The organism is Streptomyces sp. Edi2 (assembly GCF_040253635.1).
In the GTDB taxonomy this organism is placed as follows: domain Bacteria; phylum Actinomycetota; class Actinomycetes; order Streptomycetales; family Streptomycetaceae; genus Streptomyces.
Map to the genome: position 1 here is coordinate 2,058,820 of NZ_JBEJGX010000003.1, position 20,976 is coordinate 2,079,795.

General features: G+C 70.9%; 22 protein-coding genes. 6 read left to right on the top strand and 16 right to left on the bottom strand.

All coding sequences use genetic code 11. From position 1 onward, the window contains the following. Positions 1-198 precede the first annotated feature (198 nt). A complete protein-coding gene (locus ABR737_RS12560; RefSeq protein ID WP_350250263.1) occupies positions 199-1,710 on the bottom strand; it encodes a hypothetical protein in 1,512 nt (503 codons plus the stop codon). 256 nt (positions 1,711-1,966) lie between these two features. Between ABR737_RS12560 and ABR737_RS12565 the strand changes: the two genes are divergently transcribed. The 3 genes from ABR737_RS12565 (at position 1,967) to dapA (ending at position 5,196) form a co-directional block, all read left to right on the top strand. After that, complete coding sequence (locus ABR737_RS12565; RefSeq protein WP_350250264.1) at positions 1,967-3,805, top strand: DUF8508 domain-containing protein; 1,839 nt, start codon at positions 1,967-1,969, stop codon at positions 3,803-3,805. 124 nt (positions 3,806-3,929) lie between these two features. After that, positions 3,930-4,079, top strand: coding sequence for a hypothetical protein (locus tag ABR737_RS12570; protein ID WP_176956553.1), 150 nt, complete (start codon positions 3,930-3,932; stop codon positions 4,077-4,079). Between the two features lie 157 nt (positions 4,080-4,236). Further along, positions 4,237-5,196 (top strand): 4-hydroxy-tetrahydrodipicolinate synthase, encoded by a 960-nt coding sequence (gene dapA, locus ABR737_RS12575; RefSeq protein WP_350250265.1) that lies wholly within the window; start codon positions 4,237-4,239, stop codon positions 5,194-5,196. Here dapA and ABR737_RS12580 read toward each other — a convergent pair. From ABR737_RS12580 to ABR737_RS12635, 12 genes are all read right to left on the bottom strand, one after another. Next, entirely contained in the window at positions 5,105-6,076 is a 972-nt protein-coding gene (locus ABR737_RS12580; RefSeq protein ID WP_350250266.1) for an EI24 domain-containing protein, read from the bottom strand. The genes dapA and ABR737_RS12580 overlap by 92 nt on opposite strands. A gap of 197 nt (positions 6,077-6,273) precedes the next feature. Then, positions 6,274-7,275, bottom strand: a complete 1,002-nt coding sequence (dapD, locus tag ABR737_RS12585; RefSeq protein WP_350250267.1) for a 2,3,4,5-tetrahydropyridine-2,6-dicarboxylate N-succinyltransferase — start codon at positions 7,273-7,275, stop codon at positions 6,274-6,276. A gap of 110 nt (positions 7,276-7,385) precedes the next feature. Then, the gene (locus tag ABR737_RS12590) at positions 7,386-7,925 is read right to left on the bottom strand and encodes a TetR/AcrR family transcriptional regulator (RefSeq protein WP_350250268.1); all 540 of its coding nucleotides are present in this window, start codon (positions 7,923-7,925) and stop codon (positions 7,386-7,388) included. Further along, positions 7,925-8,245 (bottom strand): DMT family transporter, encoded by a 321-nt coding sequence (locus ABR737_RS12595; RefSeq protein ID WP_350250269.1) that lies wholly within the window; start codon positions 8,243-8,245, stop codon positions 7,925-7,927. Before ABR737_RS12595 ends, ABR737_RS12590 begins: the two co-directional genes overlap by 1 nt. A 148-nt stretch (positions 8,246-8,393) precedes the next feature. Beyond that, positions 8,394-8,732, bottom strand: coding sequence for a metal-sulfur cluster assembly factor (locus ABR737_RS12600; RefSeq protein WP_328687343.1), 339 nt, complete (start codon positions 8,730-8,732; stop codon positions 8,394-8,396). Next, positions 8,729-9,187 (bottom strand): Fe-S cluster assembly sulfur transfer protein SufU, encoded by a 459-nt coding sequence (sufU, locus tag ABR737_RS12605; protein WP_350250270.1) that lies wholly within the window; start codon positions 9,185-9,187, stop codon positions 8,729-8,731. Before sufU ends, ABR737_RS12600 begins: the two co-directional genes overlap by 4 nt. A 54-nt stretch (positions 9,188-9,241) precedes the next feature. Next, complete coding sequence (locus tag ABR737_RS12610) at positions 9,242-10,498, bottom strand: cysteine desulfurase (RefSeq protein WP_350250271.1); 1,257 nt, start codon at positions 10,496-10,498, stop codon at positions 9,242-9,244. Next, a complete protein-coding gene (sufC, locus tag ABR737_RS12615; protein ID WP_159480282.1) occupies positions 10,495-11,259 on the bottom strand; it encodes a Fe-S cluster assembly ATPase SufC in 765 nt (254 codons plus the stop codon). Before sufC ends, ABR737_RS12610 begins: the two co-directional genes overlap by 4 nt. A gap of 7 nt (positions 11,260-11,266) precedes the next feature. Then, a complete protein-coding gene (locus ABR737_RS12620; RefSeq protein WP_350250272.1) occupies positions 11,267-11,584 on the bottom strand; it encodes a non-heme iron oxygenase ferredoxin subunit in 318 nt (105 codons plus the stop codon). Next, positions 11,581-12,765 carry a Fe-S cluster assembly protein SufD gene (gene sufD, locus ABR737_RS12625; RefSeq protein ID WP_350250273.1) on the bottom strand — a complete coding sequence of 395 codons (1,185 nt, stop codon included), beginning with the start codon at positions 12,763-12,765 and terminating at the stop codon, positions 11,581-11,583. Before sufD ends, ABR737_RS12620 begins: the two co-directional genes overlap by 4 nt. Positions 12,766-12,824: 59 nt before the next feature. Next, entirely contained in the window at positions 12,825-14,246 is a 1,422-nt protein-coding gene (sufB, locus tag ABR737_RS12630; protein ID WP_350250274.1) for a Fe-S cluster assembly protein SufB, read from the bottom strand. After that, on the bottom strand, positions 14,243-15,103 hold the full coding sequence (locus tag ABR737_RS12635) for a helix-turn-helix transcriptional regulator (RefSeq protein WP_350250275.1): 861 nt from the start codon (positions 15,101-15,103) through the stop codon (positions 14,243-14,245). Before ABR737_RS12635 ends, sufB begins: the two co-directional genes overlap by 4 nt. Before the next feature lie 277 nt (positions 15,104-15,380). Between ABR737_RS12635 and ABR737_RS12640 the strand changes: the two genes are divergently transcribed. The 3 genes from ABR737_RS12640 to ABR737_RS12650 all read left to right on the top strand — a co-directional run bounded on the left by ABR737_RS12640 (position 15,381) and on the right by ABR737_RS12650 (position 18,355). Beyond that, positions 15,381-16,343, top strand: coding sequence for an ABC transporter ATP-binding protein (locus ABR737_RS12640; protein ID WP_350250276.1), 963 nt, complete (start codon positions 15,381-15,383; stop codon positions 16,341-16,343). Positions 16,344-16,431: 88 nt separating this feature from the next. After that, a complete protein-coding gene (locus tag ABR737_RS12645) occupies positions 16,432-17,250 on the top strand; it encodes an ABC transporter permease (protein ID WP_350250277.1) in 819 nt (272 codons plus the stop codon). Positions 17,251-17,350: 100 nt separating this feature from the next. Next, positions 17,351-18,355, top strand: coding sequence for a COX15/CtaA family protein (locus tag ABR737_RS12650; RefSeq protein WP_350250278.1), 1,005 nt, complete (start codon positions 17,351-17,353; stop codon positions 18,353-18,355). On the opposite strand, the gene ABR737_RS12655 is transcribed toward ABR737_RS12650, so the two are convergent. The 3 genes from ABR737_RS12655 to ABR737_RS12665 form a co-directional block, all read right to left on the bottom strand. After that, on the bottom strand, positions 18,328-19,374 hold the full coding sequence (locus ABR737_RS12655; RefSeq protein ID WP_350250279.1) for an amidohydrolase: 1,047 nt from the start codon (positions 19,372-19,374) through the stop codon (positions 18,328-18,330). The two genes, ABR737_RS12650 and ABR737_RS12655, sit on opposite strands and share 28 nt — an antisense overlap. Before the next feature lie 143 nt (positions 19,375-19,517). Further along, positions 19,518-19,901 carry a type 1 periplasmic-binding domain-containing protein gene (locus ABR737_RS12660; RefSeq protein ID WP_350250280.1) on the bottom strand — a complete coding sequence of 128 codons (384 nt, stop codon included), beginning with the start codon at positions 19,899-19,901 and terminating at the stop codon, positions 19,518-19,520. 23 nt (positions 19,902-19,924) lie between these two features. Next, positions 19,925-20,875 carry a heme o synthase gene (locus tag ABR737_RS12665; RefSeq protein WP_350250281.1) on the bottom strand — a complete coding sequence of 317 codons (951 nt, stop codon included), beginning with the start codon at positions 20,873-20,875 and terminating at the stop codon, positions 19,925-19,927. Positions 20,876-20,976: the final 101 nt, after the last annotated feature.

A 20,976-nucleotide genomic window follows, 5' to 3' on the forward strand; every position in this document is an offset into this window, starting at 1 on the left:
TCTTCATCCCTGTGCCTGCGCCGCACACGCTCCCGTGCGTCGTCGAACTCCAGTTGAACGCCGTGCGACATCCAGGAAGCAGTTGGGGCCGGTCCGGCGGATCAGGGCCGGGCGTGCCCTGATCCGCCGGACCGGCCCCGGCGCAGGGGGTATCTCCCCGCGAGGTGGTCCGCCCCGGCCGTGCCCGGGTTTTCTCCGCTAGCCGGACTGCCGCGAGCGCGCCTTGAAGGCCGCCTTGCGGGCCTCCTTGGCCGCCTTCTTGTCCGGGTGCAGCCGGCCCATGGCCTCCAGGACGTCGGCGGTGGCCGGGTGGTCCACCCGCCAGGCCGTGTCGAAGAACCCGCTGTGCTGCTCGGTCAGGCCCTGCACCAGGTCGCGCAGCTCGCCCGTGGCGTCCTCCTCGGCGCTCTCCAGCTGTGCCGCGATGGTGTCCACCGTCAGCCAGAAGATCATCTCCTGGGACGGCTCGGGGATGCCGGGCAGCGCCCGCTCGGCGAGCCAGACCCGGGCCAGACCGCCGAGCTGCCGGTCGTCGAGCACGTCGCGCAGCGCGGCCTCGGCGTCCGGCGAGACCAGCGAGAGGGTCTGCTGGGCGGCCAGCCGGCGCCGCGGGGCGCGGTCGTCGTCCCCGCGGGCGGCGGCGAGCAGGTCCCGTGCGGCATCCAGGGGCGTACGGCTGGCGAGCCACAGCTCGGACTCGGCCTGGGCCAGCGCCTCGGGGTAGTCGGGCAGCGCCTCCAGGAGGGCATCGGCGCCCTTGTCGGCGAGGTCGCCGACCGCCGGGGCGTCCACCCCCGCGTCCAGCATCCGGGCGCGTACCGCGTAGACGCCGAGGGGGGTGAGGCGCACCAGGCCGTAGCGGGAGACGTCCTCGTCCGTCAGCGGCCCCGCGGCGGGGCCGGCGGAGTCCGGGGAAACGACCGTCTCGCCGTCCTCGTCCAGCTCCTCGATCAGCGCTTCGTCGACGGGCTGGTAGGCGACCAGGCCGATCGGCTCCAGCACCCGGAACTGGTCGTCCAGGCGCATCATCGCCTCGGAGACCTCTTCGAGGACGTCATCGGTGGGCTCGTCCATATCGTCCGGGACGATCATGGAGGCGGCCAGCGCGGGCAGCGGAACCTCCTGGTCAGGGCTCTCGTTCAGGGCCGTGAGCAGATAGAGGTTGCCGAGGATGCCGTCCAGCAGCTCGGCCTCCTCCTCCGGGTTCCAGTCGATCGCGTCCAGGTCGAGTTCGCCGCCCTCGGTGAGCTGGTCGGCGAGGTCGGCGAGGTCGGGGGCGGCCGCATCGGCGAGCACGGTCTCCATGCCGCCGAGCCAGATGTCGAGGATGTCCTGCGGGCTGCCGGAGGTGAGCAGGTCGAGCTCGTCGCCGGGGGTGGCGAGGCCGGCGGCGGCATCGTCGGGCAGGTCGGCACCGTCCTCGCCGTCGGCGCTCTCCTCGATCTCCACGAGTCCGGTGTCCACCGCCAGCTGCCAGGCCTCGGCGGTGTAGGCGGCGCCGTCCTCGTCGCCGGCCAGGCCCAGGTGCTCGGTGGCGGCGGCCAGCGGCTCGTCGAGGATCTGGCCGCCGACCCCGACCGGAACACCCCGTTCGGCCCAGCGGGCGAGCTTCGCGGCCCGGGCCAGCAGGGGGGCGCTCAGCGCGTCCCTGGCCAGCTCCGCTTCGGAGTGCAGCCGCACCGGCGGCAGGGTGGGGCGGTCTGCGGACATCGGGTGCTCAGCTCCTCGGACGGACTACGACTGGGGGTACCTCCCAGCGGTAGCTGGGGAGTGCGCCGCCCCAGCGTAGACGGAATTCGCCGTAACCCGGACGGTTCACCTGCGCGCCCCCTGCCGGTCACCGGGAGAAGCTTGACAACTCCCCTGTGTGCGCAAGAGATTGACGCAGATCGACGCGCGTAGCGCGCGCCGGTCCGGCTCCGCACGCACCTTCACCGGCCACCCCCCATATACCTCGGAGGCATCCATGCCGTCCCGTCGTTCACTCCGCAGACCGGTCACCCTCGGTGCGGTGATCTGTGCCGCCCTGGCCGGCGGACTGCTGACCGCCACGCAGTCCGCCTCCGCCGCCGGCACCCGGATCCACGACATCCAGGGCAGCACCCGCATATCCCCGCTGGCCGGACAGCAGGTCAGCGAGGTGCCCGGCACCGTCACCGCGATCCGCTCGTTCGGCTCGGCCCGCGGCTTCTGGGTGCAGGACGCGCACCCGGACAAGAACCCCGCCACCAGCGAGGCGGTCTTCGTCTTCACCGGTAAGGAGACGCCGAAGGTCGCCGTCGGCGACGCGATCACCTTCTCCGGCACGGTCAGCGAGTACTACCCGGGCGGCAAGGACGCCGGTCTGCAGTCCGTCACCGAGATCACCGGGGCGACCTGGAAGACCGTCTCCTCCGACGCCCCACTGCCGGCCGCCTTCAAGCTCAACCCCGCCTCGGTGCCGAATCGTTACGCCCCCACCGCGGGCGGCAACAGCATCGAGTCGCTGAAGCTGCGCCCCACGTCGTACGCCCTGGACCGCTACGAGTCCCTGGAGGGCATGCGGGTCTCCGTCTCGAACGCCCCGGTCGTCGGCCCGACCAGCAGCTACCACGAGCTGTGGGTGACCGCCGAGCCCGGCCACGACCGCACCCGCCGCGGCGGGACGCTCTACCGCTCGTACGCGGACCCCAACGGCGGCCGGGTCAAGGTGGCGTCCCTGATCCCGTTCGCGCAGCAGCCGTTCCCGGTCGCCGACGTCGGCCAGGCGCTGTCCGGCACCACCGCCGGGCCGCTGGACTACGACAACTTCGGCGGCTACACCCTGCAGGCCACCGAACTGGGCAAGGTCACCGGCCAGAGCCCCACGCCGGAGACCACCCGCAAGCAGAAGTCCGACGAGCTGGCGGTGGCGACCTACAACGTCGAGAACCTGTCCCCCGCCACCCCGCAGGCCAAGTTCGACCGGCTGGCGAAGGCGCTGGTGCAGAACCTGTCCTCGCCCGATGTCGTGGCGCTGGAGGAGGTCCAGGACGACAGCGGCCCCAAGGACAACGGCGTGGTCACCGCCGGGGAAACCCTCAAGAAGCTCACCGAGGCCGTCAAGGCGGCCGGCGGTCCGGCGTACGAGTGGCGGCAGATCGACCCGGTCAACGACCAGGACGGCGGCCAGCCCGGCGGCAACATCCGCACGGCGTTCCTGTTCAACCCCGAGCGGGCGTCCTTCACGGACGTCAAGGGCGGCGACGCCACCACTCCGGTGAAGGTGGTCGACGACCACGGCAAGGCCTCGCTGTCCGCGTCCCCGGGCCGGATCGCGCCCGCCGACGAGGCGTGGAAGACCAGCCGCAAGCCTCTGGTCGGCCAGTTCTCCGCCAAGAGCCGTCCCGGCAGCCGGGTGTTCGTGATCGCCAACCACTTCAACTCCAAGGGCGGCGACCAGGGCCTGGACAGCCGTTTCCAGCCCCCGGCCCGCAGCTCCGAGACCCAGCGCACCGCCCAGGCGCGCCTGGTCAACACCTTCGTCAAGGATCTGCTGGCCAAGGACCCGAAGGCCGGTGTGGTGGTGGCCGGTGACCTCAACGACTACCAGTTCTCGCCGGCCCTGAAGGACCTCACCGCCGGCGGTGTACTCACCGACCAGGTGCGCCGACTGCCGGCCGCCGAGCGCTACGGCTACGTCTACAGCGGCAACTCACAGGTGCTGGACCATATGCTCACCAGCCGTCCGCTGACCCGGTCCGACTACGACATCGTGCACCTCAACGCCGAGTACGCCGACCAGGCCAGCGACCACGATCCGCAGGTGCTGCGCATCAAGCTGTAGCACGCGGCATGTCACCCCGTGTAACGCTCCGGTCACCCGCCTGGCCCACGCCGGGGGGCCAACTGCCGCGGGTGGTGCGGTACTGGGCATGTAAGAAACATTCGGCGAGACATAGGGAGTCATCATGCCGAAGTCCCAGAACCGTAAGTCGGGCAACAAGGACCGTGCCGCCGAGCGGCGCACCGACCAGCGGAAGCCGAAGTCGTCGGAGGAGTCCGCTTCCGAGCGGACCCAGGACCTGAAGCGTTCGCGGAATGGCCTGACTGGCGCGTGATGGGCCTGTGATGCCCGAGCGGCCGTCGCACCGGAAGGCGCGGCGGCCGCTTCACGTTCCGGCCCTGGCGCCGGACGTAGCGCTGCTCAGCAAATCAGCCGGCACAACCAAGTGGACGTGACATATGAGGCGCCCCCAGACTCCTGGCATAGAGACCATGACCACTCCCCTCACACCCCCGGCGGCCGCACCGCCGTTCGGCCGGGTCGCGACCGCCATGGTCACGCCGTTCACCGCCGACGGAGCGCTCGACACCGACGGCGCCCAGCGGCTCGCCACCCATCTCGTCGACGACGGCGGCTGCGACGCACTGGTAGTGAGCGGCACCACCGGGGAGTCCCCGACGACCTCGGACGCCGAGAAGGAGACCCTGCTGCGGGCCGTCGTCGAGGCCGTCGGCGACCGGGCCCGGATCACCGCCGGGATCGGCACCAGCGATACCCGCCACTCCGTCACCCTGGCCCGCAGCGCCGAACGCGCGGGCGCCCACGGCCTGTTGGTGGTCACGCCCTACTACTCACGGCCCACCCAGGAGGCCGTCGCCCACCACCTGCGGACGGTCGCGGACGCCACCGGACTGCCGGTGATGCTCTACGACATCCCGGGGCGCACCGGCACCGCGCTGGCCACCGGAACGCTGCTGCGGCTGGCCGCCCATCCGCGGATCGCGGCGGTCAAGGACTGCGCCTACGACCCGCTGAAGTCGGCGAAGGTGCTGGCCGCGACGGGTCTGGCCTACTACGCGGGCTGCGACGAGCAGATCCTGCCGCTCCGTGCGCTCGGCGGCTCCGGCTGCATCAGCACCGCAGGCAATGCCGCGCCGCGGGCGGTGCGTGCCGTGCTGGACGCCTTCGACGCCGGCGACACGGCCGGGGCGACCCGCCGTCAGCTCGCGCTGATCCCGCTCATCGAGGCGGTGACCGGCGGCGAGAACCCCGGCGCGGTCACCGTGAAGGCGCTGCTCAACCACCTCGGCCTGCCCGCGGGACCGGTCCGCGGCCCGCTGCTGGCGGCGGATGGCGAGCTCACCAGGCGGCTGGCGGACGCGCTGCAGACGACCCTGGACCGGACTGCGGACGGGGATACCGCTGCGGTGCCTGCGGCTGTCCCTGGCTAGCGGGGAAGGGCGGGGGCGCCGCCCCGAAGCCGCTCTGGGCGCCCGGCTGCGCATACGGCGCGCCCGGCTGTCCGTACCGCGCGCCGGCGGCCGGGTCGTGCCCCGCCGCGGCTTCGCCCCGGTCCGGCGCGGGCGGCTCCTCCTCGTCCGCCACCAGGTCCCGTACCAGCAGCGTCGCTCCGGCCACCGCGCCCGGCATCAGCACCACCGCGACGAACGGGATCAGGAACAGCAGCACGACCGGGGTGCCGAAGCCGACCGCGAGCGCCTTACGGCCCCGCAGCAGCCGCAGCCGCTCCCGCACCGGAATGTCCCGGCGCTGCATGGCCACCGAGGTCAGCTCGACGGCGAGGAAGAAGCCGGAGACGCAGAAGCCGATGGCGGGGATCACGGTCTGCCCGAGGAAGGGCACGAACCCGAGGACGAACAGCAGGATCCCGAAACCGGCGGCCCGCAGCAGCACATGGACGCTGTCGCGCAGGGCGATCCAGATCTCCTGCCACAGCGGGCGGTCCGGGGACGGCGGGCAGTACCCCTCGGACTCCTCGACCTTCTCCGACAGCGACTCGTAGAAGGGGTCGCCGATCAGCAGGGTGACGGCGGTGAACGTCAGCACCGACAGCATCAGCCCGCCGGCGAACAGCAGCGCCACGAAGACTCCGCGCAGCAGCCCCTGCCAGGGCGAGCCCCAGCCGTCGGCGAACGGCGTCGCCCAGGCCGCGATATCGCCGGACCAGAGGGCGAGCACGGTGAGCACCGCGGCGTACAGCACCAGCGCGATCAGCGCCGGAATCAGCCCGAATCCCCACCACCGGCCGTGCTGGGCGACCCAGCGCTGCCCCTTACCCAGATACCGCATCCCCGCTGCAAGATCACGCATAGCGCAAAGCCTAGCGGCGTCCGTCCGGGGCGGGGACGGGGGCGGCACCCCGGGCGTGCGGAGACCGTGCGGGCTGCGCGGAGACCCTGCGGAGGCAGCGACGGAAGCGGCAACGGAAGCGGCCCGGCGGGTCTCCCGCCGGGCCGCTGACGCTGCCGTGCAGGGCCGGCTGCAGACCGGCCGCCCTGCCCCTGGCCTCAGTTGTGGCTGTGCAGCACCTCGTTGAGGCCGCCCCAGGTCGCCTTGTTCGGGCGGGCCTCGACGGTGCCGGTGGTGGAGTTGCGGCGGAAGAGGATGTTGTCCGCGCCGGAGAGCTCCAGGGCCTTGACGATCTGGCCGTCGGGCAGCGTGACGCGGGTACCGGCGGTCACGTACAGCCCGGCCTCGACGACACACTCGTCGCCGAGCGCGATGCCGATGCCCGACTCGGCGCCCAGCAGGCAGCGCTCGCCGATGGCGATGATCTGCTTGCCGCCGCCCGAGAGGGTGCCCATGGTGGAGGCGCCGCCGCCGATGTCGGAGCCGTCGCCGATGACTACGCCCGCGCTGATCCGGCCCTCGACCATGGAGGTGCCCAGCGTCCCGGCGTTGAAGTTGACGAAGCCCTCGTGCATGACGGTGGTGCCGGCCGCGAGGTGTGCCCCCAGGCGCACCCGGTCGGCGTCCGCGATCCGCACCCCGGTGGGCGCGACGTAGTCGGTCATCCGGGGGAACTTGTCGATGCTGGTGACCATCAGGTGCAGCCCCTCGGCGCGGGCGTTCAGCCGCACCGTCTCCAGCCGGTCGACGGCCACCGGGCCCAGCGAGGTCCAGGCGGCGTTGGACAGCAGCCCGAAGAGGCCTTCCAGGTTCTGCCCGTGCGGCTTGACCAGCCGGTGGCTGAGCAGGTGGAGGCGCAGGTAGGCGTCGTGCGCGTCCAGCGGCTTGTCGTCGAGGGAGGAGATGACCGTACGGACGGCGACGACCTCTACCTCACGGACCGGGTCGGGGCCGATCGCCTTGAGCACGGCGGCGCCCAGCAGTTCGGTGGCGCGCTCGTCGTCAAGGCGCTCGGTGCCGGCCGGGCCGGGCGCACCGACCAGCTCGGGCGCCGGGAACCAGGTGTCGAGAACGGTGCCGTCGGAGGTGACGGTGGCGAGCCCGGCGGCGACGGCGCCGGTCGTACGGGAAGAAGCAGCGGAAACAGCAGCATCGGTCATGCTCGAAACCTAACCGGAGGGCGCCCGCCGAGGCGAACCGGTCTCAGCGGCCGGCCGGGCCGTGGGGCTCCTTCGCCGGCCCGCCGGGGCCGCACGACGGCCGGTCCAGCTCAGCCCAGCACCCCGGCCAGCCCGGCCCGGACCGCCTCGGGGTCGAAGGGCTGCCCGGTCAGCAGATGCTGCAACACCAGCCCGTCGGTCAGGGCCACCACCGTCCGCGCCGTGCGCAGATCGCCGATCCGCTGTCCGAGCAGCCGCACCATCTCGTCCAGGCACTCGGCGGCGATCGGCCGCACCGCCTCGTGCCGCAGCGCCGCCAGATACAGCTCGTACTCCAGCTCCATCCGCCTGCGGTCACCGGTCAGCGTGTCCTCGACCAGCCTCGCGACCTCCTCCGCGAGCGGCGCCGCCTGGTCGATGCCGTCGACCCAGCGCGCGAAGTCCGCCAGGCACATCACGTTGGACTGCCGCAGCGCGGCGACCAGCAGCTCGTCCAGGGTCGCGAAGTGGTAGGTGGTCGAGCCGAGCGGCACATCCGCCGCGGCGGCCACGGCGCGGTGGCTGAGCCCGGCGATCCCGCGCTCGCCGACCACGGCGATCGCCGCATCGATGATCCGCTGCCGCCGGTCCGGATCGTAGCGCCGGGCCATCAGTGCGCCCCGTCCAGATTCAGCACCACGACCCCCGCGATGACCAGCAGTACGCCGAGGATCTTCAGCGCATTGGTGCTCTCCCCCAGGAAGACCATCCCGATCGCGGCGATCAGCGCCGTTCCGACACCGGCCCAGATGGCGTACGCGGTGCCGACGCTCATCGATTTGAGCGTCTGGGCGAGCAGCGCAAAGGCGAGCAGATAGCCCAGCGCGGTGGCCAGCGAAGGCCACAGCTTGCTGAAGCCGTTGCTGTACTTCATCGCGGTGGTCGCAAGCACCTCGGAGAGGATCGCGCCGGCGAGCGTCAGATAGACCATGCGTACGAGCGTACACAGCGTTGCGTACGGGCGTACATATGCGTGCGCAGTCGAGTCCAGCCCGTCCCGACCACCCCGCAACGCGATATGGCCGTGCCCGCCAGTGGTCACCACTGGCGGGCACGGCCATATCGCTCGGGAGATCTCGTCAGACGTTGAAGCCCAGCGCGCGCAGCTGCTCGCGGCCGTCGTCGGTGATCTTGTCCGGGCCCCACGGGGGCATCCAGACCCAGTTGATCTTCAGTTCGTTGACGATGCCGTCCGTGGCGGACTTCGCCTGGTCCTCGATGACGTCGGTCAGCGGGCAGGCCGCGGAGGTCAGCGTCATGTCGATGGTGGCGATATTGGCGTCGTCGACGTGGATGCCGTAGATCAGCCCCAGGTTGACGACATCGATGCCCAGCTCGGGGTCCACGACGTCGTACAGCGCCTCGCGGACCTCTTCCTCAGAGGCCGGCTTGGTGGTGGTGGTCGGGGTGTCGGTCATGCGGTCTTCGCCTCCTCGGAGAGGGCCTTGGCCGTGGCGTCCTTCCAGGCCATCCAGCTGAGCAGCGCGCACTTCACACGCGCCGGGTACTTGGAGACACCGGCGAACGCCACCGCGTCCTCCAGGATCTCCTCCATGGCGTCATCCGGCTCGACCTGCCCCTTGGACTGCATCAGCTCCAGGAACGTCTCCTGGATCTTCTGCGCCTCGTCGAGCTCCTTGCCGACCAGGAGGTCGTTGAGCACCGACGCGCTGGCCTGGCTGATGGAGCAGCCCTGGCCCTCGTAGGACACATCCTCAATCGTCGAGCCGTCGAGCCGCACGCGCAGCGTGATCTCGTCACCGCACGTGGGGTTGACGTGGTGCACCTCGGCGTCGCCGTCCCGAAGACCGCGCCCGTGCGGGTGCTTGTAGTGGTCCAGGATGACGTCCTGGTACATGGAATCCAGCTTCACGGCTCAGTCAGTCCTCGTCCTCATCCGCTGTGCTTGTTAACCGGCTGGGTCTTCTTAACCGAAGAAGTTGCGGACGTGCTCCAGGCCCTCGACCAAGGCGTCGACCTCGGCGGGCGTGGAGTACAGATAGAACGACGCTCGCGTGGTCGCAGGAATTCCGAAGCGCAGGCAGACCGGCCGTGCGCAGTGGTGACCCACGCGGACCGCGATGCCCTGCTCGTCCAGCACCTGGCCGACATCGTGCGGATGGATGTCGCCGAGCGTGAAGGAGAGCGTCGCCCCGCGGTCCTCGGCCGTGCTCGGGCCGATGATGCGCAGGTCGGGGACCTCCAGCAGCCGCTTGACGGCGTACTCGGTGATCGCGTGCTCATGCGCGGCGATCTGGTCCATGCCGATCGAGGCGAGGTAGTCCACGGCCGCGCCGAGGCCGACGGCCTGGGCGATCGGGGGCGTACCGGCCTCGAACTTGTGCGGCGCGGGCGCATACGTCGAGGAGTGCATCGAGACGGTCTCGATCATCTCGCCGCCGCCGAGGAACGGCGGAAGGTCCTCCAGCAGCTCCTGGCGGCCCCACAGCACACCGATGCCGGTCGGACCGCACATCTTGTGGCCGGTGAAGGCCACGAAGTCGGCCTGCAGCGCCTGCACGTCCAGCACCATGTGCGGGGCGGCCTGCGAGGCGTCGATGCAGACCAGCGCGCCGACCTCCTGGGCGCGGCGGATGATCGTCTCGACCGGGTTGATGGTGCCCATGATGTTGGAGACCAGCGTGAAGGAGACGATCTTCGTCTGCTCCGTGATGACCTCGTCGATGTTGGACAGGTCGAGACGTCCGTCGTCGGTGATGCCGAACCACTTCAGCTTCGCGCCGGTGCGCTGCGAGAGCAGCTGCCACGGGACGATGTTGGAGTGGTGCTCCATCTCCGTGATGACGATCTCGGTCTCGCGGTCCACGCGGTAGGGCTCATCGGCCCAGCCGAGCATGTTGGCCACGAGGTTGAGCGACTCCGAGGCGTTCTTGGTGAAGATCACCTCGTCGCGGCTCGGGGCGTTGATGAAGGCGGCCACCTTGTCACGGGCACCTTCATACAGCGCCGTGGCCTCCTCGGCGAGCACATGCACGCCGCGGTGGACGTTGGCGTTGTGGCGTTCGTAGTAGGCGTTCAGGGCGTCGAGGACCTGACGCGGCTTCTGGGAGGTCGCCGCGTTGTCCAGGTATACGACCTTCTTCCCGTCATGGATCTGACGATCCAGGATGGGGAAGTCCTTACGGATCGCCTCGGTGTCGAGGAGGCCCGGCAGCTGTGTCACGCGGTTGCGCCACCCTTCGTGTACTCCTCGTAGCCCTCGGCCTCCAGCTTGTCGGCGAGCTCGGCGCCGCCGGACTCGGCGATCCGGCCGTTGGCGAAGACGTGGACCTGGTCGGGCTTGATGTAGCGCAGGATGCGCGTGTAGTGGGTGATCAGCAGGGTGCCGACCTCGCCGGTCTCGCGGACGCGGTTGACGCCCTCGGAGACGGTGCGCAGCGCGTCGACGTCCAGACCGGAGTCGGTCTCGTCGAGGATCGCGATGGCGGGCTTCAGCAGCTCCAGCTGCAGGATCTCGTGGCGCTTCTTCTCACCGCCGGAGAAGCCCTCGTTGACGTTGCGCTCGGCGAAGGAGGGGTCCATCTGCAGGCGCTCCATGGCCTCCTTGACCTCCTTGACCCACAGCCGCAGCTTGGGGGCCTCGCCGCGGATCGCGGTCGCGGAGGTGCGCAGGAAGTTGGAGACCGAGACGCCGGGCACCTCGACCGGGTACTGCATGGCGAGGAAGACGCCGGCGCGGGCGCGCTCGTCGACGGACATCTCCAGGACGTTCTCGCCGTCGAGGGTGACGGTGCCGCCGGTGATCGTGTACTTGGGGTGACCCGCGAGGGAGTAGGCGAGGGTCGACTTGCCGGAGCCGTTGGGGCCCATGATGGCGTGCGTCTCGCCCTGCTTCACGGTCAGGTCGACGCCCTTCAGGATCTCGCGCGGGCCGTTCTCGGCCTCGACGGAGACGTGCAGGTCGTGGATCTCAAGCGTTGCCATGGGGAACTCAGGACTCCTGGGTGACGGAGACGAGCACGTCGTCCCCTTCGATCTTGACGGGGTAAACGGGGACGGGGCGCGTGGCGGGAAGGCCGTTCGGCTTGCCGGTGCGCAGGTCGAAGCTCGAACCGTGCAGCCAGCACTCGATCGAGCAGTCCTCGACCTCCCCCTCCGAGAGGGAGACGTTCGCATGCGAGCAGATGTCGTTGATCGCGAACACCTCGCCCTCGGTGCGGACCAGGGAAATGGGCGTGCCGTCGAGCTCCACCCGCTTGGGGGTGTTCTCCTCCAGCTCGCTCAGCGCCGCCGCGCGTACGTAGGTCATGCCGCGGACGCTTCCAGCTCGGCCTCGATCTTGCTCATCAGACGCTCTTCGACGTCCGGGAGACCGATCTGCTGGACCAGTTCGGCGAAGAAGCCGCGGACGACCAGCCGGCGGGCCTCGTCGGCCGGGATGCCGCGGGCCATCAGGTAGAACAGCTGCTCGTCGTCGAAGCGGCCGGTCGCCGAGGCGTGACCGGCGCCGACGATCTCGCCGGTCTCGATCTCCAGGTTGGGGACCGAGTCGACCCGCGCGCCGTCGGTGAGGACGAGGTTGCGGTTGAGCTCGTAGGTGTCGGTGCCGGTGGCGGACGCCTGGATGAGGACGTCGCCGATCCAGACGGCGTGTGCGTCGTCGCCCTGGAGCGCGCCCTTGTACGTGACGTTCGAGCGGCAGTTCGGCGCCTCATGGTCGACCATGAGGCGGTGCTCCTGATGCTGGCCCTGCTCGGTGAAGTAGAGGCCGTAGAGCTCGGCCTCGCCACCGGGGCCGGCGTAGTTGATACGCGGGTGAAGCCGCACGACATCGCCGCCGAAGGTGACGATCACGGACTTGAAGCCAGCATCCCGGCCGACGAGAGCGTTGTGCTGCCCGACGTGGACCGCGGTGTCGTCCCAGTCCTGGACCGAGACCACGGTCAGCTTGGCGCCGTCGCCGAGGAGGTAGTCGACGTTGGCGGCCAGCACCGCGTCACCGGTGTGGTCGATGACGACGACCGCCTCGGCGAACGCGCCCAGCTCGATGACCTGGTGGCCGAAGGCGGTGCCGCCCTCGCCGTGCACGGTGATCCGGATCGGCTCGGACAGCACGGTCTCCTTGGGGACCGTGACGACCGAGGCCTTCTCGAAGGAGCTGTACGCCTGCGCCGCGACCCGGTCCACGGGCACCCCGGCCTTGCCGACCCGGGGGTCGGCACGGTCGACGAGCTCGTGGGTGACGCCCTCGGGCGCCGTGATGTCGATCTTCAGGTCGGGACCGCCGGCCTCGGCGCTCCCGTCGTGCAGGCCCTTCAGCCGCGCGAGAGGCGTGAAGCGCCACTCCTCCTCGCGGCCGTGCGGCACCGGGAAGTCCGCCACGTCGTAGGACGGCGGGGCGCTCATCCTCGTGGCGACGGTGGACTCCGCGGCCACCGCGATGGAGCCGGTGGTCGTGGAACCCGCCGGGGAAATCTGAGCCTCAGCCATGGCTGTCGTCGTGCTCGCTTTCTGCAATCAGGGAGTCGGTCGCTGCGTGGGGCCGGCCGTCAGCCGACCGCGCCTTCCATCTGCAGCTCGATCAGCCGGTTCAGCTCCAGCGCGTACTCCATCGGCAGCTCACGGGCGATCGGCTCGACAAAGCCGCGCACGATCATCGCCATGGCCTCGAACTCCGTCAGGCCACGGGCCATCAGGTAGAAGAGCTGGTCCTCGCTGACCTTGGAGACGGTCGCCTCGTGGCCCATGGAGACGTCGTCCTCGCGGACGTCGACGTAGGGGTAGGTGTCCGAGCGGGAGATGGTGTCCACCAGCAGGGCGTCACACAGCACGTTGGACTTGGAGCCCGCGGCACCCTCGCCGATCTCGACCAGACCGCGGTAGGAGGTCCGGCCGCCGCCTCGCGCCACCGACTTGGAGACGATGTTGGAGGAGGTGTTCGGCGCCATGTGGACCATCTTGGAGCCGGCGTCCTGGTGCTGGCCCTCGCCCGCGAAGGCGATGGACAGGGTCTCGCCCTTGGCGTGCTCGCCCATCAGGTAGACCGCGGGGTACTTCATCGTCACCTTGGAGCCGAGGTTGCCGTCGACCCACTCCATGGTCGCGCCCTCGTAGGCGACGGCGCGCTTGGTGACCAGGTTGTAGACGTTGTTCGACCAGTTCTGGATGGTCGTGTAGCGGCAGCGGCCGCCCTTCTTCACGATGATCTCGACGACCGCGGAGTGCAGCGAGTCCGACTTGTAGATCGGCGCCGTGCAGCCCTCGACGTAGTGGACGTAGGCGTCCTCGTCGACGATGATCAGCGTCCGCTCGAACTGGCCCATGTTCTCGGTGTTGATCCGGAAGTAGGCCTGCAGCGGGATGTCGACGTGGACACCCTTGGGGACGTAGATGAACGAGCCGCCGGACCACACCGCGGTGTTCAGCGACGCGAACTTGTTGTCGCCGACCGGGATGACCGTGCCGAAGTACTCCTGGAAGATCTCCGGGTGCTCCTTGAGCGCGGTGTCGGTGTCCAGGAAGAGGACGCCCTGCTCCTCCAGGTCCTCACGGATCTGGTGGTAGACGACCTCGGACTCGTACTGCGCGGCGACACCGGCGACCAGGCGCTGCTTCTCCGCCTCGGGGATGCCGAGCTTGTCGTAGGTGTTCTTGATGTCCTCGGGCAGGTCCTCCCAGGAGGCGGCCTGCTGCTCCGTGGAGCGGACGAAGTACTTGATGTTGTCGAAGTCGATGCCCGACAGGTCCGAGCCCCAGTTCGGCATGGGCTTCTTGTCGAACAGCTTCAGACCCTTGAGGCGGAGCTTGAGCATCCACTCCGGCTCGTTCTTCTTCGCCGAGATGTCGCGGACGACGGCCTCGGAAAGACCGCGCTTCGCGGAAGCGCCGGCCACGTCGGAGTCGGCCCAGCCGTATTCGTACTTGCCCAGGCCCTCGAGCTCGGGGTGAGCAGTCTCCGTGGGGAGCGTCATGCGGGGTTCCTCCCGGCCGTGCTTGCAGATGCTGTGGTGGTCTTGCTGGTGCGTGCGGTGCTGTGAGCGGCCTTGCCGGCACCGGCCTTCGGGATGAAGGTCGTGCATACCCCGTCGCCATGGGCGATGGTGGCAAGCCGCTGTACGTGGGTCCCGAGCAATCGGGAGAAGACCTCGGTCTCCGCCTCGCACAGCTGCGGGTACTGCTCGGCGACATGGGCGACCGGGCAGTGGTGCTGGCAGAGCTGTTCACCGAGCTGGGGATTGGGGGCGCTGCGCGCCGTAGCAGCGTACCCGTCCCCGGTCAATGCCTTCGCCAGGGCCTCGGTACGGGCCTCGGGCTCAGCGCTCTCGACCGCCTTGCGGTAGCCCTCCGCCTGGGCGGCGAGCCGCGCGCGGGCGAATGCCGCGACGGCGGCCTCGCCCTGCTCGCCGCCGCCCGCGCTCTGCGCGATCCAGCGCAGCGCATCGGAGGCGAGCTGGTCGTAGGCCTGGTCGAAGGCGTCCCGCCCGCAGTCGGTGAGGGCGAAGGACTTCGCCGGGCGGCCGCGGCCCCGCGCGCCGTAGACGCGCTTCTCGCGGGGCTCGACGACGCCCTCGGCGGCCAGCGCGTCCAGATGCCGGCGCACCGCGGCCTGGGTCAGCCGCAGCCGCAGGGCCAGCTCGGCCGCGGTGGACGGACCGTGGTCGAGGATGGAGCGGGCGACCCGGTTGCGGGTGCCCTGCTGTTCGTCGTGCGGCGCCGGGGCGGGCGCGGTGCCCGCTGCGGGCTGCGCGGTCTGCTCGGGCGCGGAGGCGGCCGGCCCTGCGGTCCGGTCGACCGCGGGCCCTTCCTGTTCCTCGCTCGCGTATTTCACAACGTCATTGTTGCGTAATTCGCCGGAGCGATACAAGCCTCGTCCGGATCACGGACAGGTGGCCTCTATCACTTAGGGTGCCCTAAATTCAAGTACCTTCCGAGCCCGGAAGCACGGCCGACCTGCGACGGGACGCTCCCGCCCGCTGGGGCGCACCGGGGCGCGCGGGGCGGCGGAATTGCCCGGGCCGCATACCGCCGGATTGGGTACCCCGGCGCGGAAAAGCACCGGCGCCCCCATTGAAGAACGCCCCGCCACTCTCCGTAGACTGCCCGCCATGCGCAGCACCTCCCCGGGGAGCGACCCCCGGCCCCCCGGACGAGAGCCTGCCGTCGAGATCACCGGCCTGGTCAAGCGATACGGGACCAAGACCGCCGTGGACGGCCTCGATCTGACCGTCGCGCGCGGCGCGGTGACCGCCGTGCTCGGCCCCAACGGCGCCGGCAAGACCACCACCATCGAGACCTGCGAGGGCTACCGCCGCCCGGACGCCGGCCGCGTCCGGGTCCTGGGCCTGGACCCGGTCGCCGACGCCGCGGCGCTGCGGCCGCGGATCGGCGTGATGCTGCAGTCCGGCGGCGTCTACGCGGGCGCCAAGGCGGAGGAGATGCTGCGGCACACCGCCACCCTGCACGCCCACCCCCTCGACATCGGCGGGCTCATCGACCGGCTCGGTTTGGGCAGCTGCGGCCGGACTCCCTACCGGCGGCTGTCCGGCGGCCAGCAGCAGCGCCTCGCGCTGGCGATGGCCGTGGTCGGCCGCCCCGAACTCGTCTTCCTCGACGAGCCGACGGCCGGCCTCGACCCGCAGGCCAGGCACGCCACCTGGGACCTCGTACGGGAGCTGCGCGCCGACGGCGTCAGTACCGTGCTGACCACCCACTTCATGGACGAGGCCGAGCAGCTGGCCGACGATGTCGCGATCATCGACGGCGGCCGGGTGATCGCCCAGGGCACCCCGGACGCCCTGTGCCGCGGCGGCGCGGAGAACAGCCTGCGCTTCACCGGCCGCCCCGGCCTCGACATCGCCTCGCTCCTCAAGGCGCTGCCCGCCGACAGCGCCGCCGCGGAACCGGCCTCCGGCGTCTACCGCGTCCACGGCAAGGTCAACCCGCAGCTGCTGGCCACCGTCGCCTCCTGGTGTGCCCAGAACGGCGTGATGCCCGACGCGATAGCCGTCGAGCGCCACACCCTGGAGGACGTCTTCCTGGAGCTCACGGGCAAGGAGCTGCGCGCATGAATCACGGCCACACCACTCACGGCCGGGGGTCCGGGGGTCGTCCCCCGGGCAGGCACAGCCTGGAGCTCACGGGCAAGGAGCTGCGCGCATGACCGCTCTCGAGGCCGGACACGGCACCGCCGCCGGCACCGGTACGTTCGCCCCGCGGCCCGGCGCCGCCCCGCTGCCCCGGATGATCCGCGCGCAGGCGGCCCTGGAGACCAGGATGCTGCTGCGCAACGGCGAGCAGCTGCTGCTGACCGTCATCATCCCGACGCTGCTGCTGGTGCTGTTCTCCGCCGTCGACATCATCGCGGTGCCCACCGGCACGGCCGGCGGCGCGGGCAGCTCCGTGGACTTCCTGGCGCCCGGCATCCTGGCGCTCGCCGTGATGTCGACCGCCTTCACCGGCCAGGCCATCGCGACCGGCTTCGAGCGGCGCTACGGCGTGCTCAAGCGGCTCGCCGTCTCGCCGCTGCCGCGCTGGGGGCTGATGACCGCCAAGACCTGCGCGGTGCTGGTCACCGAGGTGCTGCAGACCGCGCTGCTGACGGCCGTGGCCCTGGCGCTGGGCTGGTCCCCGCACGGCAACCCGCTCTCGGTGGTGCTGCTGCTCCTGCTGGGCACCGCCGCCTTCTCGGGCCTGGGCCTGCTCATGGCCGGCACGCTCAAGGCGGAGGCCACTCTCGCGGCGGCCAACCTGGTGTTCCTGCTGCTGCTGGTCGGCGGCGGCGTGATCGTTCCGCTGGACAAGTTCCCCGAGGCCGCGCAGAGCGTGCTCGGGCTGCTGCCGATCGCGGCGCTGTCCGACGGGCTGCGCGACGTCCTCCAGCACGGCGCCCAGATCCCCTGGCGGGACCTGGGCATCCTGGCGGTCTGGTCGGTGCTGGGCCTGGGCACGGCGGCCCGCTTCTTCCGCTGGGAGTGAGCCGCCGGGGGGCCGTGCCGCCGAGCCGTTCCGGGCGCGTCCGACGCCCGGGAGCACCCCTCGTGAAAACTTGCACAAGGCCCGGCCTACGATGTCTCCCGTGCCGAACACGCTGAACCCCCTTGAGCTGATCGCCCGCCGCTGGCAGCCGTCCGCGGCCTTTGTGCGACGGGCCGCGCTGGCCACCGTCGTGATGGCCGTGATCATCGTCGTCACGGGGGGCGCCGTCCGGCTCTCCCAGTCCGGGCTGGGCTGCTCGACCTGGCCCAAGTGCACGCCGGACAGCCTGACCCCGACCGCCGCGATGGGCATCAACGGGATCATCGAGTTCGGCAACCGCATGCTGACCGATGTGCTGTGCGTGGTCGTCGGGGTGTTCATCATCGCCGCCCGCGCCCGCCACCCCCGGCGCCGCTCGCTCACCCGCCTCGGCTGGGCACAGTTCTGGCTCGTCATGACCAACGCCGTCGTCGGCGGCATCACGGTCCTCACCGGCCTGAACCCGTACATCGTCAGCTCGCACTTCCTGGCGGCCACCGGCCTGCTCACGGTCGCCGTACTGAGCTGGCTGCGCGCCTGCGAGGGCGACGGGACGCCACGCGAGCTGGTCGCCCGCCCGGTGCGGCAGCTGGCCTGGCTGCTGGTGGGGGCGACCGGCGCGCTCACCGTCATCGGCACGGTCGTCACCGGCACGGGCCCGCACGCGGGCGACGCGAAGAAGGTCCACCGCATCCCGCTGGACTGGCAGGAGATCACCCAGCTGCACGTCGACTTCGTCTACATCGTCGTCGGCCTGACCGTCGCCCTGTGGTTCACCCTGCGGGCCGTCAAGGCCCCGGCCGCCCCGCGCCGGAAGGTCCTGGAACTGCTCGCCTGCCTCGGCCTGCAGGGCGTCATCGGCTACGTCCAGTACTTCATGGGCCTGCCCGAGATCGTCATCGGCTTCCACATGCTGGGGTCGGCCCTGGTGTGGGTCTGCGTGCTGCGGGTCTGCCTGTCCTTGCGCGACCGCGGTCCCCTCCTGGAAGAGGACCCCGGCGAGCCCGCCCTCGCGGGCGAGGCCGGGGCACCGGAACCTCAGCCGGCCTCCGCGCTCAGCCGGTAGATCCGGCGCGCGGTCCCCGACCCGACCATCTCGGTGATCCGGCGCCCGTCCTCGGCGCCGCACAGCCCCTCGTCGGCCCACTCCCGTACGAGGCGGCCCATGGCCCGCAGAAAGAACCGGGCGCCGGTCACATACAGCTCGGGCAGCCCGCGGGCGCCCGAGGAGAACAGCAGCTTGCCGAACGGCGCCCGGCCGAGCGTGTCCTCGGGGCGGGGTCCGGCGTCGGCGTACACATGGGCGTGCACCGCGGCGAGCTCCGCCGCCCGCCGGTGGTGCGGCACCCGCGGCAGCAGGACAAGGGCCGAGCCGATGCCGGCCGTGGCGCGCAGGAAGCCCGCCAGCGGCCGCGGATCGGGGCAGTGCAGCTGCACCGGCAGACCGGTCGCCACCGCGCTCCACAGCAGATGCCGTACGAGCGCGGGCTCTCCCAGCCGCTCCCCCGGACGGCGGCCGCGCAGCCAGCGTTCCGCGGCGCGCCGTACCTCCCCGGCCTCGGGTGCGTGCCCGTCGCAGTGGGTGGCGCCGGAGGCGAAGGCGGTGGTGTGCTGGGCCGCGGCGTACAGGGCCTCGGCGGTGTAGCCGAGGAAGGAGTCGACGCTGCCGGAGGTGTCGGCGACCTGCTCGGCGAGCGGTTCGAGCCGGACGACCTCGTGGGCCCAGGCTTCGGCGGCGGTGGCCAGTTCGCCGGCCGAGGTCAGGTCGCCGGGGGCGCCGGCCTCCAGCAGGAACGTGCCGATGCCGGAGCCGCGCAGCAGCAGACGGCCGGCCCGGTAGGCGCCGACCTCACGCCTGCGGGCCAGGTAGCGGGCGGGTGGGCACTGCGGTTCCAGGCCGAGCAGCGGGGGGCACCAGCGGCGTATCGCCAGGCCGGTGAAGCTGTCGAAGTAGCTGGTGCCGGCGGGTGCCGGGCCGTGGGCGCCGACCGCGGCGGCAAGGTGGGTCTCGAAGGAGCCGAGACCGAGCTCACCGTGCACCACGCCATGGCTGTGCTGATCGATGAGCGGTGGAAGCCCGTCCATCCGCGCCTCCTCGCCGTGGGCCCGCCGGGCGCGGCCGGAGCGCCGCGCCTGGTGGGCTTAACGGGCGAGGAGGTGGTGAGGTATCGGGCTCCGCTTCCGGCGTGCGCTCCGGCGCACGGCACCCGGCACCCGGCACCGGATCGTCAGCTGTTGGAGGGGCCGCCCACCTGGATGCCCGCCATCCGGGACCACTCGTAGCGGCCGGTACGGACCTTGGCGGCGAGGTCGCCGTCGAAGTCGTCGTGGAGCGTGAGGCCGGCCTTGTCTGCGGCGTCCTTGGCGGAGCCGAAGGTGTCCGCGACGAGGTTGCCCCACTCGCCGTCGGCCCCGACGAGCGCGATCCGGGTACGGCCCCGGCCGATGTGCGCGAGCTGGCCCTCGGCACTGCCGCCGTGCGTGGCGGCGAAGGCGCGGATCTGCTTGGCGAGCCGGTCGGCGTGCTTGCCGGCCCTCTTGTCGGTGCGCGCCGCGGCCTTCACGTCGGCCGCCGTCTCCGTCTGCTCGTCCGCCTGCTGGGTGTCTGCCATACCGCCATGCTACCCATCGGTAATCAACGAAGGAAGGGATCCACGGCGACGGCGACGAACAGCAGCGACACATAGGTGATGGACCAGTGGAACAGCCGCATCTCCTTGAGCTTGGCGCCCGTGATCCCGGCCTTGGCGCGGGACTGCAGACCGTGCGCCTCCTTGAGCCAGAAGGCGCCGCAGGCGACCGCGACGACGGTGTAGAACCAGCCCGTGTAGCCCAGCGGCTGCAGCAGCAGCGAGACGGCCACCATCACCCAGCTGTAGGCGACGATCTGGCGGGCGACGACCTTGTTGCCCGCGACGGCCGGCAGCATCGGCACCCCGACGCGCTCGTAGTCCTCCTTGACCTTCATCGACAGCGGCCAGTAATGCGGCGGCGTCCAGAAGAAGATGACGAGGAAGAGGATGAACGAGGCCCAGGAGACGGAATTCGTCACCGCCGACCAGCCGATGAAGACCGGCATGCAGCCCGCGATGCCGCCCCAGACGATGTTCTGGGACGTACGCCGCTTGAGGATCATCGTGTAGACGACGACATAGAAAAGCAGCGCACCGAGCGACAGCATCGCCGACAGCGGGTTGACGAGGAACCAGAACAGGGCCGTGGAGCCCACCGCGAGCGCGGTCGCGAAGACCAGGCATTCGCGGGGGCTCACCATGCCGGTGACCAGCGGACGCTGGGACGTACGGTCCATCAGCGCGTCGATGTCGCGGTCGAGGTACATGTTGAACGCGGCGGCGCCGCCGGCGGAGAGATAACCGCCGACACAGGTCACCAGCACCAGCATCAGATCCGGCACGCCCTTGGCCGCCAGGAACATCACCGGCACCGTGGTCATCAGCAGCAGCTCGATGACCCGCGGCTTGGTCAGCGCCACGAACGCCTTGACGCGGGCCCCGAGCGGCCGGTTGCCAGGACTCCCGGGGACCGGAGAAAGCGCCCCCACAGGACGGGATTCGACGGCCGTCACGCACACCCCTGGAAGTAACATCAGCGGCCTCTGCCGCGGAAGAGATAAGGCCTGCAAGCCCGTCCGGCCGTGAATTCCCGGTGAAGGGCTTGCGCGTACCA

Excerpts from the sequence above, each read along its gene's own strand:
- ABR737_RS12560 (WP_350250263.1), bottom strand. The coding sequence starts at position 1,710 with ATGTCCGCAGACCGCCCCACCCTGCCGCCGGTGCGGCTGCACTCCGAA.
- ABR737_RS12565 (WP_350250264.1), top strand. The coding sequence starts at position 1,967 with ATGCCGTCCCGTCGTTCACTCCGCAGACCGGTCACCCTCGGTGCGGTG.
- ABR737_RS12570 (WP_176956553.1), top strand. The coding sequence starts at position 3,930 with ATGCCGAAGTCCCAGAACCGTAAGTCGGGCAACAAGGACCGTGCCGCC.
- dapA (WP_350250265.1), top strand. The coding sequence starts at position 4,237 with ATGACCACTCCCCTCACACCCCCGGCGGCCGCACCGCCGTTCGGCCGG.
- ABR737_RS12580 (WP_350250266.1), bottom strand. The coding sequence starts at position 6,076 with ATGCGTGATCTTGCAGCGGGGATGCGGTATCTGGGTAAGGGGCAGCGC.
- dapD (WP_350250267.1), bottom strand. The coding sequence starts at position 7,275 with ATGACCGATGCTGCTGTTTCCGCTGCTTCTTCCCGTACGACCGGCGCC.
- ABR737_RS12590 (WP_350250268.1), bottom strand. The coding sequence starts at position 7,925 with ATGGCCCGGCGCTACGATCCGGACCGGCGGCAGCGGATCATCGATGCG.
- ABR737_RS12595 (WP_350250269.1), bottom strand. The coding sequence starts at position 8,245 with ATGGTCTATCTGACGCTCGCCGGCGCGATCCTCTCCGAGGTGCTTGCG.
- ABR737_RS12600 (WP_328687343.1), bottom strand. The coding sequence starts at position 8,732 with ATGACCGACACCCCGACCACCACCACCAAGCCGGCCTCTGAGGAAGAG.
- sufC (WP_159480282.1), bottom strand. The coding sequence starts at position 11,259 with ATGGCAACGCTTGAGATCCACGACCTGCACGTCTCCGTCGAGGCCGAG.
- ABR737_RS12620 (WP_350250272.1), bottom strand. The coding sequence starts at position 11,584 with ATGACCTACGTACGCGCGGCGGCGCTGAGCGAGCTGGAGGAGAACACC.
- sufD (WP_350250273.1), bottom strand. The coding sequence starts at position 12,765 with ATGGCTGAGGCTCAGATTTCCCCGGCGGGTTCCACGACCACCGGCTCC.
- sufB (WP_350250274.1), bottom strand. The coding sequence starts at position 14,246 with ATGACGCTCCCCACGGAGACTGCTCACCCCGAGCTCGAGGGCCTGGGC.
- ABR737_RS12640 (WP_350250276.1), top strand. The coding sequence starts at position 15,381 with ATGCGCAGCACCTCCCCGGGGAGCGACCCCCGGCCCCCCGGACGAGAG.
- ABR737_RS12645 (WP_350250277.1), top strand. The coding sequence starts at position 16,432 with ATGACCGCTCTCGAGGCCGGACACGGCACCGCCGCCGGCACCGGTACG.
- ABR737_RS12655 (WP_350250279.1), bottom strand. The coding sequence starts at position 19,374 with ATGGACGGGCTTCCACCGCTCATCGATCAGCACAGCCATGGCGTGGTG.
- ABR737_RS12660 (WP_350250280.1), bottom strand. The coding sequence starts at position 19,901 with ATGGCAGACACCCAGCAGGCGGACGAGCAGACGGAGACGGCGGCCGAC.